This window comes from Streptomyces sp. H51 (genome assembly GCF_035656535.1).
Lineage (GTDB): Bacteria > Actinomycetota > Actinomycetes > Streptomycetales > Streptomycetaceae > Streptomyces.
In genome coordinates, this window is sequence record NZ_JAYMHD010000039.1 from 1 (window position 1) to 13389 (window position 13389).

General features: G+C 70.3%; 14 protein-coding genes. 6 read left to right on the forward strand and 8 right to left on the reverse strand.

Translation table 11 applies throughout. The features are described from left to right. Positions 1 to 240 (forward strand): hypothetical protein (locus VKA29_RS11795; RefSeq protein WP_324785349.1); only part of this gene is annotated, 240 nt, incomplete at its 5' end. Between the two features lie 94 nt (positions 241 to 334). Here the strand turns inward: VKA29_RS11795 and VKA29_RS11800 are convergent. Further along, the gene (locus tag VKA29_RS11800; protein ID WP_324785351.1) at positions 335 to 976 is read right to left on the reverse strand and encodes a DNA-3-methyladenine glycosylase; all 642 of its coding nucleotides are present in this window, start codon (positions 974 to 976) and stop codon (positions 335 to 337) included. Between the two features lie 137 nt (positions 977 to 1113). On the opposite strand from VKA29_RS11800, the gene VKA29_RS11805 reads away from it, so the two are divergent. The 3 genes from VKA29_RS11805 (at position 1114) to VKA29_RS11815 (ending at position 3137) form a co-directional block, all read left to right on the forward strand. Beyond that, entirely contained in the window at positions 1114 to 1896 is a 783-nt protein-coding gene (locus tag VKA29_RS11805; RefSeq protein WP_324785353.1) for a sporulation protein, read from the forward strand. Between the two features lie 39 nt (positions 1897 to 1935). Beyond that, positions 1936 to 2475 (forward strand): YbhB/YbcL family Raf kinase inhibitor-like protein, encoded by a 540-nt coding sequence (locus tag VKA29_RS11810; protein ID WP_324785354.1) that lies wholly within the window; start codon positions 1936 to 1938, stop codon positions 2473 to 2475. 155 nt (positions 2476 to 2630) lie between these two features. Next, positions 2631 to 3137 (forward strand): HNH endonuclease, encoded by a 507-nt coding sequence (locus tag VKA29_RS11815; protein WP_324785356.1) that lies wholly within the window; start codon positions 2631 to 2633, stop codon positions 3135 to 3137. 78 nt (positions 3138 to 3215) lie between these two features. On the opposite strand, the gene VKA29_RS11820 is transcribed toward VKA29_RS11815, so the two are convergent. The 3 genes from VKA29_RS11820 to VKA29_RS11830 form a co-directional block, all read right to left on the reverse strand. Next, positions 3216 to 4181 carry an SPFH domain-containing protein gene (locus VKA29_RS11820; RefSeq protein ID WP_324785357.1) on the reverse strand — a complete coding sequence of 322 codons (966 nt, stop codon included), beginning with the start codon at positions 4179 to 4181 and terminating at the stop codon, positions 3216 to 3218. A 141-nt stretch (positions 4182 to 4322) separates the two neighbouring features. Next, a complete protein-coding gene (locus VKA29_RS11825) occupies positions 4323 to 4754 on the reverse strand; it encodes an NfeD family protein (protein ID WP_324785359.1) in 432 nt (143 codons plus the stop codon). 49 nt (positions 4755 to 4803) lie between these two features. Then, a complete protein-coding gene (locus VKA29_RS11830; RefSeq protein WP_324785360.1) occupies positions 4804 to 5601 on the reverse strand; it encodes an ABC transporter ATP-binding protein in 798 nt (265 codons plus the stop codon). Positions 5602 to 5741: 140 nt separating this feature from the next. Between VKA29_RS11830 and VKA29_RS11835 the strand changes: the two genes are divergently transcribed. Beyond that, positions 5742 to 6524, forward strand: coding sequence for a hypothetical protein (locus VKA29_RS11835; RefSeq protein WP_324785361.1), 783 nt, complete (start codon positions 5742 to 5744; stop codon positions 6522 to 6524). Positions 6525 to 6757: 233 nt separating this feature from the next. Here VKA29_RS11835 and VKA29_RS11840 read toward each other — a convergent pair whose 3' ends face one another. The 3 genes from VKA29_RS11840 to VKA29_RS11850 all read right to left on the reverse strand — a co-directional run bounded on the left by VKA29_RS11840 (position 6758) and on the right by VKA29_RS11850 (position 8910). After that, a complete protein-coding gene (locus tag VKA29_RS11840) occupies positions 6758 to 7003 on the reverse strand; it encodes a chaplin (RefSeq protein WP_324785362.1) in 246 nt (81 codons plus the stop codon). Between the two features lie 112 nt (positions 7004 to 7115). After that, complete coding sequence (locus VKA29_RS11845; RefSeq protein WP_324785363.1) at positions 7116 to 7772, reverse strand: response regulator transcription factor; 657 nt, start codon at positions 7770 to 7772, stop codon at positions 7116 to 7118. Continuing rightward, a complete protein-coding gene (locus VKA29_RS11850) occupies positions 7765 to 8910 on the reverse strand; it encodes a GAF domain-containing sensor histidine kinase (RefSeq protein WP_324785364.1) in 1146 nt (381 codons plus the stop codon). Before VKA29_RS11850 ends, VKA29_RS11845 begins: the two co-directional genes overlap by 8 nt. 903 nt (positions 8911 to 9813) lie before the next feature. Here VKA29_RS11850 and VKA29_RS11855 point away from each other — a divergent pair. Beyond that, complete coding sequence (locus VKA29_RS11855; RefSeq protein ID WP_324785365.1) at positions 9814 to 10587, forward strand: transglycosylase SLT domain-containing protein; 774 nt, start codon at positions 9814 to 9816, stop codon at positions 10585 to 10587. A 114-nt stretch (positions 10588 to 10701) separates the two neighbouring features. On the opposite strand, the gene VKA29_RS11860 is transcribed toward VKA29_RS11855, so the two are convergent. Continuing rightward, positions 10702 to 13221, reverse strand: a complete 2520-nt coding sequence (locus VKA29_RS11860) for an FHA domain-containing protein (RefSeq protein WP_324785366.1) — start codon at positions 13219 to 13221, stop codon at positions 10702 to 10704. Between the last annotated feature and the right edge of the window lie 168 nt (positions 13222 to 13389).

Sequence of the window (13389 nt, forward strand, 5' to 3'; positions counted from 1 at the left end):
ACGCTGTTGAGTTCTCAAGGAACGGTCGCTTCCTTTGTACTCACCCTCTCGGGCTTTCCTCCGGGCTTCCCTTCGGTTTTGCGTTTCCGACTCTATCAGATGCTTTCGGCGTCTGATTCCCTGTCGGCGGGGCCTTTCGACATTCACTACGTTAGCCGATTCCCTCGCCAACTCATAATCGAGTTCCGCCGGCTCGAATTCGCGCGCGAACACGCCGAATTCGACCCCGCTGAGGGGTGATCGTCAGGTAGTGGGTTGGCCGCTTCCGGCTGCAGGCGAATGCCGTACCCGGTTCAAGCGGCTCGGGCTACGTTACGCACCTTCGCGGAGCGAGTCAACTTCGACGGCGGCGCGGTACATGGGCCCGGTACCGGCTCACGGTCGGATCGTCGCCGACCCAGAAGCGCCAGGGGTGGACACCGCCGTCACCTGCGACTCCGGTGCGCGGGCCGTTGAGGACCTGAGCGGGGGAGACAGGGGTACCCGTCACCATCCGCAGGGGGGTGTCACCGGGCGCGCACGCGTCCGTGCCGTTGAGTTCCCGGTCCACGTCCAGGGCCGTGGCCAGGCGGGCGGGGCCCTTGGCCAGTTCGTGCTCGGTCCTGGCCGAGGTCCGGCGTTTGCGCGCGAGCTCGACGCCCTCGACGACCTCGCCGGCCCGGAGCAGGACCGCGCTCGCCCTGCCTTCCGGTCCGCACACCAGGTTCATGCAGAACCACATGCCGTAGGTGAAGTACACGTACACGTGTCCGGGCGGACCGAACATCACGTCGTTGCGGGGCGTGCGGCCGCGATAGGCGTGGGAGCCGGGGTCGCTCTGGCCGTCGTAGGCCTCGACCTCCGTGAGGCGCAGCGCGATCGGGCCGTCCGGGGTCGTGCGCACCAGGACGCGGCCCAGCAGGTCCGGCGCGACCTCGAGTACCGGGCGGTCGAAGAACTCCCTGGGCAGTGGCGTACGGTCCGGGGGCGCGATCATGGGGTACGAGCGTAGTCCAGACGGGTGGACGCCGAGGGGTGGCGAAGATTCGGCCGTCTTGCCAGGGTGTGAGGCGGAACCGGCCGGACCCGGATCGCGTTTGTAGGGATCAAGGGTCCAAACGTAAGAGGAGAGTCATGGCGTTCAAGAAGCTGCTCGCGAGTCTGGGGGCCGGCGGAGCTTCGGTCGAGACCGAACTGACCGAGGTGAACGTCGTTCCGGGTGGCGTCGTCCAGGGCGAGGTGCGGATCCAGGGCGGGTCCGTGAACCAGAACATCGAGGGCCTGTCGGTGGCCCTGCGGGCGCGCGTCGAGGTGGAGAGCGGCGAAGAGGAGTACCACCAGAACATCGAGTTCGCCAAGCTGCAGATCGGCGGTGCCTTCGAGCTCCAGGCGAAGGCGGTGCACTCGGTGCCGTTCGGGCTGGAGATCCCGTGGGAGACCCCGATCACGATGATCGACGGGCAGTCGCTGCGCGGGATGAACATCGGTGTGAGCACCGAGCTGGCGATCGCGCGTGCCGTCGACTCCGGTGACCTGGACCCGATCAACGTGCACCCGCTGCCGGCGCAGCAGGCGATCCTCGACGCGTTCATCCAGCTCGGCTTCCGCTTCAAGAGCGCGGACATGGAGCGCGGCCACATCCGGGGCACGCGGCAGCAGCTGCCCTTCTACCAGGAGATCGAGTTCTTCCCGCCGTCGCAGTACCGGGGGCTGAACCAGGTCGAGTTGAGCTTCGTGGCCGACGCGCACGCGATGGACGTCGTGCTGGAGATGGACAAGAAGCCGGGGCTGTTCAGCGAGGGCAGTGACACCTTCCGGTCGTTCCAGGTGGGTCTGCACGACTACCACGCGACCGACTGGGCGGCGTACCTCAACCAGTGGCTGTCCGAGGTCGGCAGCAAGCGCAACTGGTTCTAGGCTCGGACCACTGAACGGAACCGATCAGGAGGTACCGAGGTGACCGAGCTCAAGAGGCGGCCGCTCCCCCACGACTTCCATCCCCCCGTGCCGTCGTTCACGGTGACGAGTGAGGACGTCGAGGAAGGCGCGCCGCTCAAGAGCGCCCAGGTCCACGCGGAGGGCAACACCTCGCCGCAGCTGCGGTGGGAGGGCTTCCCGCCGGAGACCAAGAGCTTCGCCGTGACGTGCTACGACCCGGACGCCCCGACCGGCAGCGGGTTCTGGCACTGGGTCGTGTTCGACATCCCGGCCTCGGTGACGGAACTGCCGGCCGGTGCGGGCAGCGGCACCTTCGAGGGACTGCCCGAGGGCGCGGTCCAGGCGCGGAACGACTACGGGACGAAGGACTTCGGCGGAGCCGCTCCGCCGCCCGGGGACGGGCCGCACCGGTACGTGTTCACGGTGTACGCCGTGGACCAGGAGAAGCTCGGTCCGGACTCGGACACCTCCCCGGCCGCCGTCGGCTTCAACCTGCGCTTCCACACGATCGCGCGTGCCCAGCTCATCGGGGAGTACGAGGTTCCCGCGGAGGGCTGAGCAGGAGGAACGTTCATAGAACGTTTGCCCGCCCCTGGTCTTGGAATTGATCAGGGGCGGGCACTTTTTTATTGCGTTGTCCATCTCGGCGTGCCCGTCCAGAGTTGATCCGAGCCCGCCAGGGGGTGGGCCGGTGCAGACGGGAGGTGGGCTGGATGCGTGACACGCTGGTGCTGAACGCGAGCTTCGAGCCGCTGTCGACGGTGACCCTGAACCGGGCCGTGGTCCTGGTGCTGCAGGACAAGGCCGTCGTCGAGCAGGCCCACCCCGAACTGCGCATGCGGGGTGCCGCGGTGGACATACCCGCGCCCCGGGTGATCAGGCTGTGCCGGTACGTACGGGTGCCGTTCCGAAGACAAGCACCCTGGTCGAGGCGGGGTGTCCTGGTGCGGGACCGGCACAGGTGCGCGTACTGCGGCAGGCGGGCGACCACCGTGGACCACGTGGTGCCGCGGTCGCAGGGGGGCCAGGACACCTGGCTGAACACGGTCGCCTCGTGCGCGGAGGACAACCACCGCAAGGCCGACCGGACACCGGAGGAGGCGGGTATGCCGTTGCTGAGGCAGCCGTTCGAGCCGACGCCCGCCGATGCGATGCTGCTGGCGCTGGGGGCCGACGACGCCGCCTCGCTTCCTGACTGGCTGGCTCGCGACGTCGCCTGAGAACTTCGGTGCTGAACAGCACTGTTCCCCGCGCTCCTTGCCGAGGGGGCGCGGGGAACAGTGCTTTTCGCGGTGCCGTCAGTCGATCTGGGGCTTCTCCCGGCGCTCCGCGGCTGCGCCGCCGCCATTTCCGTTGCCCGTGGATCCGTTGCCGCCCGAACCGCCGCCCATGGGGCCGAAGTTGCCCATGGCGCCGGACAGGCCCTTGAGGGCGTCGCCGATTTCGCTGGGGACGATCCAGAGCTTGTTGGCGTCGCCTTCGGCGATCTTCGGGAGCATCTGGAGGTACTGGTAGGACAGCAGCTTCTGGTCCGGGTCGCCGGCGTGGATCGCCTCGAAGACCGTACGGACGGCCTGGGCCTCGCCCTCCGCGCGCAGGGCGGCGGCCTTGGCCTCACCTTCGGCGCGCAGGATCTGGGACTGCTTCTCGCCCTCGGCGCGCAGGATCTCGGACTGCCGGACACCCTCGGCCTGGAGGATCGCGGCACGCTTGTCACGGTCGGCGCGCATCTGCTTCTCCATCGAGTCCTGGATGGAGGTCGGCGGTTCGATGGCCTTGAGCTCGACGCGGTTGACGCGGATGCCCCACTTGCCGGTGGCCTCGTCGAGGACCCCGCGCAGGGCCGCGTTGATCTCCTCGCGGGAGGTCAGGGTGCGCTCCAGGTCCATGCCGCCGATGATGTTGCGCAGGGTGGTGACGGTGAGCTGCTCGATCGCCTGGATGTAGCTGGCGACCTCGTAGGTGGCGGCCCGGGCGTCGGTCACCTGGTAGTAGATGACGGTGTCGATGTTGACGACCAGGTTGTCCTGGGTGATCACCGGCTGCGGCGGGAACGGGACGACTTGTTCGCGCAGGTCGATGCGGTTGCGGATGGTGTCGATGAACGGAACGACGATGTTGAGTCCCGCGTTCAGCGTCCGCGTGTAACGGCCGAAGCGCTCCACGATGGCGGCGCTGGCCTGTGGGATGACTTGGATAGTCCTGATCAGGGCGATGAAGACCAACACCACCAGAATGATCAGGACGATGATGACCGGTTCCATCGTCGTTCCCCGTACCCTTCTCCGCCTCGGCGCCTATGGAAGATCTTGTGTCGTTGAAGATCTTGCTGGTCGAGTGTGACAGACCGTCGCGTAACTCGTGGGGTGTTCGGAGCAGTTGAGATCCAGTTGGGTCGAGCGAGGTCACATGATGATCGCCGTGGCCCCCTCGATGTCCACGACGTCCACTTCCTCACCCGCTTCGTAGGCGCGGCCGGTGTCGAGGGAACGGGCCGACCACACTTCCCCCGCGAGCTTGATCCGGCCGCCCGATCCGTCGACCCGCTCCAGCACGACGGCCTGCCTGCCTTTCAGGGCGTCGATGCCGGTGGCGAGTTGGGGCCGCTCGGTGCGGTGCCGGTACGCGATGGGCCGTACGACGGCGATGAGGGCGACCGAGACGACGACGAAGGAGAGCACCTGGGCCACCGCGCCGAAGCCGAGACCGGCGACGGCCGCCGCGGCGACGGCGCCCACCGCGAACATGCCGAACTCCGGCATCGCGGTCACCACGAGCGGGATTCCCAGCGCTGCCGCGCCGACGAGCCACCACACCCATGCGTCGATGTCGTTCACACGGTCATGGTAGGGCCGCGGTCGGGTCTCGGACAGGGCGCGAAAGCCCTCAGGACAGCGGCAGGCCGTGGGCCGTCCAGCGGTCGCCGACCTGCTCGACGACGAGCGGGAGACCGAAGCAGAGGGAGAGGTTGCGGGAGGTGAGCTCGAGCTCCAGGGGTCCGGCGGTGAGGACCTTGCCCTGCCGGATCATCAGCACGTGGGTGAAGCCGGGGGCGATCTCCTCGACGTGGTGGGTCACCATGATCATCGAGGGGGCGATGGGGTCGCGGGCGAGGCGGCCGAGGCGGCGGACCAGGTCCTCGCGGCCGCCGAGGTCGAGGCCGGCGGCGGGCTCGTCGAGGAGCAGCAGCTCCGGGTCGGTCATCAGGGCGCGGGCGATGAGGGTGCGCTTGCGCTCGCCCTCGGAGAGGGTGCCGAACTTGCGGTCGAGGTACTCGCTCATGCCGAGGCGGTCGAGGAAGGCCCGGGCGCGCTGCTCGTCGATCTCCTCGTAGTCCTCCTGCCAGTGCGCGGTCATGCCGTAGGCGGCCGTCAGCACGGTCTGCAGGACGGTCTGGCGCTTGGGCAGCTTGTCGGCCATGGCGATACCGGCGATGCCGATGCGGGGGCGCAGTTCGAAGACGTCGGTGCCGGGCTTGCCGAGGGTCTCGCCGAGGATGGCGGCGGTGCCCTTGCTGGGGTAGAGGTAGCTGGAGGCGACGTTGAGCAGGGTGGTCTTGCCCGCGCCGTTCGGGCCGAGGATGACCCAGCGCTCGCCTTCCTTGACCGACCAGGAGACCTGGTCCACCAGAGCCCGGCCCTCACGGATGACGGATACGTCCTGAAGTTCCAGAACATCGCTCATGAGCGCGTTGTCTCCCCTTGCAGTGTGACCAGGTTTCGGCGTCTCGGCGGTCGCGTGCGCTTTGTGGCACAGCCCTCTAGGAAATCTACGCCACCGGTCGGCCGCTCCCACCCATCGGTCCGGTCCTTAGGGTGGGGGGCATGCTCACGGAACCGCGTTCAGGACGCCTTGCCGCTTGGGGAAACGCCCTTCTGGCCGGACTTGTCTCTCCGGATGACGCCGTGGCGGCGATCGTCGGCGACGACGCCGTGCACCGGGTGGAGGGGTTGCCCGGCGAGCCGGGGCCGGTCGGACTGACGCTCGCGCTGGGGCGGCTGCGGGCGCTCGGGGTCACGGGGCTGCGGGTGGCGCTGCCCGCGCCCGGGCATCCGCTGGGGCTGAGCGGGCCGCCGGAGTTCAACGCTCGGGCGCTGGACGCCGGGGAGGCGGCGATCTGTCACGGCGCCGCGTTCGGGCTGGTGCCGGAGGTGCGCGAGGCCGGGCCCGACGGTGATCTGCATGTCGAGGTCGTCTGGCACTGCCTGGCGGTGCGGGAGGCGCCGCCGGCCGACGTTCCGTCGCTGGGCGAGGCGGAGCGGGAGCTGGCGGAGGCGTTGCGGGAGGCGACGGAGGTCCTCTCGCGGCTGGACGTCGCCGGGTCGGGCCCGGTGGCGGAGGCGGCGATCGACGCGTACCGGGCGCGGGCCGAGAAGGGCCGGGAGGTGCTGGCGCCGGGGTATCCGGCGCGGGCGGTGCGGGTGCTGGAGCTGGCGCGGCGGGTGGGGCTGCTGGTGTCGCTGGCGGGCGAGAGCGGGCACGGGGGTGCGGTCAGCGCCGGGGAGATGGCGGCGCGCTCCGAGGCGCTGCGGCCGGTGGAGCGGACGGCTCGACGGGCGCAGGTGGCGGCGTACAACGCGGTCGTGGAGGAGCGGGAGCGAAGGTGACCGGGGCGGCGGACCGGGCGGACCGACAGCCGGACGGACCGACAGCCGGGCGGGCGGACCGACAGCGGGGGCGGACAGACGGCGAGGGCGGACCGACGGCGAGGGGGACGGACAGCGGACGGTTGGCCTGGGCGCCGCCGGGCGGGACGCGGCCGGCTCCGTGACCTCGGTGCGCCGGGGCCTCCCGGGTGGGGGCCGGGAGGCCGGCGATCAGGGCGCTTGCGCGGCGGGCGTCAGTGGTTGACGCCCAGGTTGCCGAAGGCCGGGTTCAGCGCGCCGACGACGTTCACGGTGTTGCCCACCACGTTCACCGGCAGGTGCACCGGGGCCTGGACGACGTTGCCCGACAGGACGCCCGGGGAGTCCTGGGCCCCGCCGCCGGCCCACGCGCCGTCGGTGGCGGAGGCCAGTCCGGATCCGGCGGCGACCAGGCCGCCGGCCACCATCGTCACGGCCACTGCCTTCTTCAGGTTCTTCACTTGCTGCCCCTCCTGGTGACTGCCGCGGCAGTCACCGCGGCACGCACTGGAGAACGGCGGGGGCTCCCGGAGGATGCGCCAAGTGGGTGACGTTCCCACGACAGTATGAATCTCAGTCCGGAGGGGAACCGTCGGCCACTCCATGGCGTACCGCCCACAGTGCGGCCTGGGTGCGGTCCGCCAGGTCGAGCTTCATCAGGATGTTCGAGACGTGCGTCTTCACCGTCTTCTCGGACAGGACCAGGGCACGCGCGATCTCCCGGTTCGAGCGGCCGTCGGCTATCAGGCCGAGCACCTCACGCTCCCGTTCGGTGAGCGAACCGGCCCTTCCCTGGCTCGGGCCGGCGTCCTCCTGGGACAGCAGGACGTCGGCCACCTCGGGCTGGAGCAGGACGTGTCCGGCGTGTACGGAGCGGATGGCGCCGGCCAGCGCGTCCGGATCGATGTCCTTGTAGACGTAGCCGGCGGCTCCCGCGCGCAGCGCCGGGACGACCGTGCGCTGTTCGGTGAAGCTGGTCACGACGATCACGCGCGCGGGATTGTCCAGCTCGCGGAGTCTGCGCAGCGCCGCCACGCCGTCCATCCCGGGCATCTTGACGTCCATCAGCACGATGTCGGGCCGCAGTTCCTCAGCGCGGGCCACCCCGTCGGCGCCGTCGGCCGCCTCGCCCACGACCTCGATGTCCTCCTGCACCTCCAGGAAGGTGCGCAGGCCCCGGCGGACGACCTGGTGGTCGTCGACGACCAGCACCTTGATCGGGTCAGCCACCGGGAACCTCCATCTCGACCGTGGTGCCCTTGCCGGGCGCCGACTCCACGGCCAGCGTGCCGCCGACCCCGCTCGCCCGGTCACGCATGGACACCAGGCCCAGGTGGCGCCCCGTGCTCCGGACCGACCGCGGGTCGAATCCCCGGCCGTCGTCCGAGATCCGCAGCGCGGCACCGCAGCCGCGCCGGCCCACGGTCACGTAGACGTTCTCGGCGCCGGAGTGCCGCAGGGCGTTGTGCAGGGCCTCCTGGGCGACCCGCAGCATGGCCTCCTCCTGGGCCGCGGGCAGGGCGCGGAAGCCGGCGTTGGTGAAGGTCACGCGTGCGGTGTGGGCGCGATCGAGGACCTGGATCTGGGTGCGCAGGGTGGCCACGAGTCCGTCCTCGTCGAGCGCGGCGGGCCGCAACTCGACGACGGCGGCGCGCAGTTCCTCGGCGGCCTCGGCGGCGAGCGCGGCCACCTGCTGCAGCTCGCCCTTGGCGCGGGAGGGGTCGCGGTCGACGAGCGCGGCGGCGGCCTGGGCGGTCAGGCGCAGCGAGAACAGTTTCTGGCTGACCGCGTCGTGCAGCTCGTGGGCGAGACGGGAGCGCTCCTCGGCGATGGTGAGTTCGCGGCTGCGTTCGTACAGGCGGGCGTTGGTGAGGGCGATGGCCGCGTGCTGGGCGAGGATGGCCAGGAGTTCCTCGTCCTCCTCGGTGAAGCCGCAGCCGCCGTGCGGCTTCGGGCAGTTCTTGTTGGCGAGGAACAGCGCGCCGATGGTCTCGTCGCCGTCGCGGATGGGCAGGCCCAGGAAGTCGGAGAGTTCGGGGTGCGTGGACGGCCAGCCTTCGAAGCGGGGGTCCTCGCGCACGTCGGCGAGCCGCTCGGGCCCGGCGTCGTGCAGCATCGCGGCGAGGATGCCGTGCTGGCGCGGGAGCGGGCCGATGGCCTTCCACTGCGCGTCGCTGACGCCGTCCACCACGAACTGGGCGAAGCCTCCGTGGTCGTCCGGGACGCCGAGCGCGGCGTACTGCGCGCCGAGCAGCTCACGGGCGGAGGCGACGATCGTCTTGAGGACGTCGCGCACCTCCAGATGCCTGCTCATGGCCAGCAGCGCGGAACTGACCGCCGCGAGACCGGACCGGGGACCTCGACTCATGCCCTCACGGTACCGGCGGGGTGTGACAGCCGGATCGGACCGGCGACGGCCACCGCCCGGGCCCGTGGACCTAGGCCGGAGGTCTCCCGTCGTGGACGGGCCCGACCGGGCACGCATGATGGTGCGCTTCTTCGCACGCGCGCGTGCGGGCGGGCCCGCGGGTACATGGGTGGCCGCTGCCCGGAGGCGGGGGGCCTGCGGCTGGTACGGGAGGAGCCGTCGGCCGGTGCGCGGCTGTGGTGGGCGCGGTGCCGGGCGGGCTGCTCGCCGGCTGCGGTGGCCCCGGGCCCGCGGTACTCCCGCTCCGTGCTGAAGCACGGGCGGTCCGTCCGCTGCTCCCGCACCGAGCGGGGGCGGCCGCTCTCCGCGTGGGGGCCGTCGCCGCGGGGTCGGCGGCGGTGCGGGGTCGGCGGCGCCGCGTGGGGGCTGTCGCCGCGGGGTCGGCGGCGGTGCGGGGGCGGCCGCTCTCCGCGTGGGGGCTGTCGCCGCGGGGTCGGCGGCGGTGCGGGGGCGGCGGCGGTGGAGGGCACGAAGTCGGCGGCCCGCAGTGGCCGTTCCCGTCGCAGACCCCTCACGCAGAGCATTGCGGGCGCAACTTCTGGTGAGACCGCCGTGCGGTGGCTGTGACGCCGCGCACAGGACGCACGTCACTTACGAAAGACGTTAGGAGACCATGCTCGCCCTCATGAGCGGGAAGGACACCCCGGTCTGTCCCGCTTTACCCACACCTGATCCACTATCCGGGGTCGTACGTCACATCGTTGCCACAGAATTTTGCGGCCGCTAAGAATTGCTCCCGTCGCTCAGCGCCGCGGTCTCCCCCGCGGCCCTAGTGCGGGACGGACCCCTGTCCCCCGCCGGACTCGGAGCGATTTCCGCGCTATTCGAAGAGGTCCGTCTGCCATGCTCGAAAACACCCCCGTTCGTGGTCTCAGTCGTGTGCTGACCCGGCACCACAGGATCGCGCTGAGCGGTGTCGCCGCCCTCGGCGCCGCAGCCCTCGCCTTCACCGCGGTGCCCGGCGGGTCCGGGGCGAGGACCACGAGCGAGGCGGATTCCATGGCGCCTGTGGCCTACAGCGCCGAGCAGATCAAGGACGTCCGGGCCAGCGTCACCGACCAGCTCGCCGGCGCCAGCCTCAAGGCGGAGGCCATCAAGGCCAGGGCGCAGGCGAAGGCGGAGGCCGCCGCCAAGGCGAAGGCGGACGCCAAGGCCGGGGCCGACGCTCGGGCCGCCGCCCGGAAGCAGGCCGCCGAGGCCGCGGCCGGGAAGCAGGCCGAGGCGGCGCGCAAGGCGGAGGCCGCGAACCGGTCCGCCCAGCGCCCCGCGATCGAGGCGGTGGCCGCGAAGACGTACGCCAACAACCTCGACGGCTGGATCAGGAAGTCCCTGGACATCATGAAGTCCAAGGGCATCCCGGGCAGCTACAGCGGCCTGCACCGCAACATCATGCGTGAGTCCTCGGGCAACCCGAACGCGATCAACAACTGGGACATCAACGCCATCAACGGCATCCCGTCGAAGGGTCTGCTGCAGGTGATCCCGCCGACCTTCAAGGCGTACCACGTCCCGGGCACGTCCTGGAACATCTACGACCCGGTCGCCAACATCACCGCCGCGGCCAACTACGCGGCCCACCGGTACGGCTCGATCGACAACGTCAACAGCGCGTACTGAGGTCACCGAGGTCAGCGCGGACCTCGGTACACGACGCCGAAGGGCGGCACCTCCTGACGGGTGCCGCCCTTCGGGACCGTACGGGCCTTGCGGGCCCTGATCGCTGCCGCGCCGCTACTTGCGCATGACCTCGGGCTCGTGGCGGCGCAGGAAGCGGGCCACGAAGAAGCCGCAGACCACGCCGAGGGCGATCAGGGCGATCATGTCCACGCACCAGGTGCCGACGGTGTGCTCCCACAGCGGGTCGTTGCTCTCGCCCGGCTTCGGCGGGGCGATCTTGTTGAAGTCCAGCGTGGCGCCCGCGGCGGCGACCGCCCACCGCGACGGCATCAGGTACGAGAACTGGTTGACGCCGATCGAGCCGTTCAGGGTGAACAGGCAGCCGGTGAACACGACCTGGATGATCGCGAACATGACCAGCAGCGGCATGGTCTTCTCGGCCGTCTTCACCAGCGAGGAGATGATCAGGCCGAACATCATCGAGGTGAAGCCCAGGGCCATGATCGGCAGGGAGAGCTCCAGGATGGTGGCCCCGCCCAGCACCAGGCCCTTCTCCGGGATCTCCCGGTTGAAGAAGCCGATGGCGCCGACCAGGCCGCCCTGGAACACGGTGATCGCGCCGAGCACGAACACCTTGGACATCAGGTACGCGCTGCGGGACAGGCCGGTGGCGCGTTCCCGCTCGTAGATGACCCGTTCCTTGATCAGCTCTCGGACGGAGTTCGCGGCGCCGGCGAAACAGGCGCCGACCGCGAGGATCAGCAGCACCGTGGTGGCCGTGCCGTTGGGGATGATCCGGCCGGTCTGCGGGTTGAACGGGTTGGGCAGCAGGCTGTTGCCCGAGTCGATGAGCAGGCTCACCGCGCCGAGGACCGCCGGCAGGATCACCATCAGGGCCAGGAAGCCCTTGTCGGACGCGATCACCGACACGTAGCGGCGCACCAGCGTGATGAACTGCGACATCCAGCCCTGCGGCTTGGGCGGCCGCATCGCCTGCATCGGGGGCACCTGTACGGACTGCGGCGCGACGGCGTCGATGTCCGCGGCGTACATCTGGTAGTGCTGCGAGCCCTTCCAGCGTCCCGCCCAGTCGTAGTCGCGGTAGTTCTCGAAGGCGGAGAAGACGTCGGCCCAGGTGTCGTAGCCGAAGAAGTTCAGTGCCTCCTCCGGCGGGCCGAAGTAGGCGACCGCGCCGCCCGGCGCCATCACCAGCAGCTTGTCGCACAGCGCCAGCTCGGCGACGGAGTGGGTGACGACGAGGACCGTGCGGCCGTCGTCGGCGAGACCGCGCAGCAGCTGCATGACGTCGCGGTCCATGCCCGGGTCGAGGCCGGAGGTCGGCTCGTCGAGGAAGATCAGCGACGGCTTGGTGAGCAGCTCCAGGGCGACGGAGACGCGCTTGCGCTGGCCGCCGGAGAGGGAGGTGACCTTCTTCTCCTTGTGGATGTCCAGCTTCAGCTCGCGCAGCACCTCGTCGATGCGCGCCTCGCGTTCGGCGGCCGTGGTGTCGGCCGGGAAGCGCAGCTTGGCCGCGTACTTGAGGGCCTTCTTGACGGTCAGCTCCTTGTGCAGGATGTCGTCCTGCGGGACCAGACCGATGCGCTGGCGCAGCTCGGCGAACTGCTTGTACAGGTTGCGGTTGTCGTAGAGGACGTCGCCCTGGTTGGCGGGCCGGTAGCCGGTGAGCGCCTTCAGGAGGGTCGACTTGCCCGAGCCGGACGGACCGATCACCGCGATCAGCGACTTCTCGGGGACTCCGAAGGAGACGTCCTTCAGGATCTGCTTGCCCCCGTCGACCGTCACGGTCAGGTGGCGGGCGGAGAAGGACACCTCACCGGTGTCGACGAACTCCTCGAGCCGGTCGCCGACGATCCGGAACGTCGAGTGGCCGACGCCGATGATGTCGGTGGGGCCCAGCAGCTGCGAGCCGCCCTTGGCTATCGGCTGGCCGTTGACGTAGGTGCCGTTGTGCGAGCCGAGGTCGCGGATCTCCAGGCGGCCGTCCGGTGTGGCGTGGAACTCGGCGTGGTTCCGGGAGACCTGAAGGTCGGAGACGACCAGGTCGTTCTCCAGGGCGCGACCGATGCGCATGACGCGGTCGAGCGAGAACTGGTGGAACGTCGTCGGGCTGCGGTCGCCGTAGACCGGCGGCGCCCCCGCGCCACCGCCGGGCCCCTGCTGCGACGGAATGGGCGCCGCCTGCTGCGGCGCGGCCTGCTGCGGCGTGGCCTGCGGCTGCTGCCAGCCGGCCTGCTGCGGCGGCGCCTGCTGCGGCGTCTGCGGGGCCCAGCCCGGGTTCGCCCCCTGGGCGGCGTACGGCTGCTGCGGCTGCGCGGCGGCCGCCGCTCCGGAGACGTTCAGGCGTGGGCCGTCCGTCGCGTTGCCGAGGTTCACCGACGCGCCGGGTCCGAGTTCCAGCTGATGGATCCGCTGGCCCTGCACGAACGTGCCGTTGGTGCTGCCGTGGTCCTCGATGACCCAACTGCGGCCGCTCCAGCTGATCGTGGCGTGACGCCAGGACACCCTGGCGTCGTCGAGCACGATGTCCCCCTGCGGATCACGTCCGAGGGTGTAGGTCCTGGACGCGTCGAGCGTCCAGGTACGTCCATTCGATTCCAGTACGAGTTCCGGCACTCCATGCCCCACTGAGTAGTCCCCCGAGTTACCCCCATCGCAGGGAGTCTAGGGATGTCGAACATCGTCGGGAACTATTTCAGGCTCCGCCCCCTGACCGAAAGCCGGGCCTTGTGAAAAGCACGCGCTTACGCAACGGCCGGTTCCGTTGACGGGGTGGAAATCGAC

Bases quoted from the DNA above. Each gene is read 5' to 3' on its own strand.
- VKA29_RS11830 (WP_324785360.1), bottom strand. From the start codon at position 5,601: ATGAGCGATGTTCTGGAACTTCAGGACGTATCCGTCATCCGTGAGGGC.
- VKA29_RS11850 (WP_324785364.1), bottom strand. From the start codon at position 8,910: ATGAGTCGAGGTCCCCGGTCCGGTCTCGCGGCGGTCAGTTCCGCGCTG.
- VKA29_RS11855 (WP_324785365.1), top strand. From the start codon at position 9,814: ATGCTCGAAAACACCCCCGTTCGTGGTCTCAGTCGTGTGCTGACCCGG.
- VKA29_RS11820 (WP_324785357.1), bottom strand. From the start codon at position 4,181: ATGGAACCGGTCATCATCGTCCTGATCATTCTGGTGGTGTTGGTCTTC.
- VKA29_RS11815 (WP_324785356.1), top strand. From the start codon at position 2,631: ATGCGTGACACGCTGGTGCTGAACGCGAGCTTCGAGCCGCTGTCGACG.
- VKA29_RS11800 (WP_324785351.1), bottom strand. From the start codon at position 976: ATGATCGCGCCCCCGGACCGTACGCCACTGCCCAGGGAGTTCTTCGAC.
- VKA29_RS11835 (WP_324785361.1), top strand. From the start codon at position 5,742: ATGCTCACGGAACCGCGTTCAGGACGCCTTGCCGCTTGGGGAAACGCC.
- VKA29_RS11805 (WP_324785353.1), top strand. From the start codon at position 1,114: ATGGCGTTCAAGAAGCTGCTCGCGAGTCTGGGGGCCGGCGGAGCTTCG.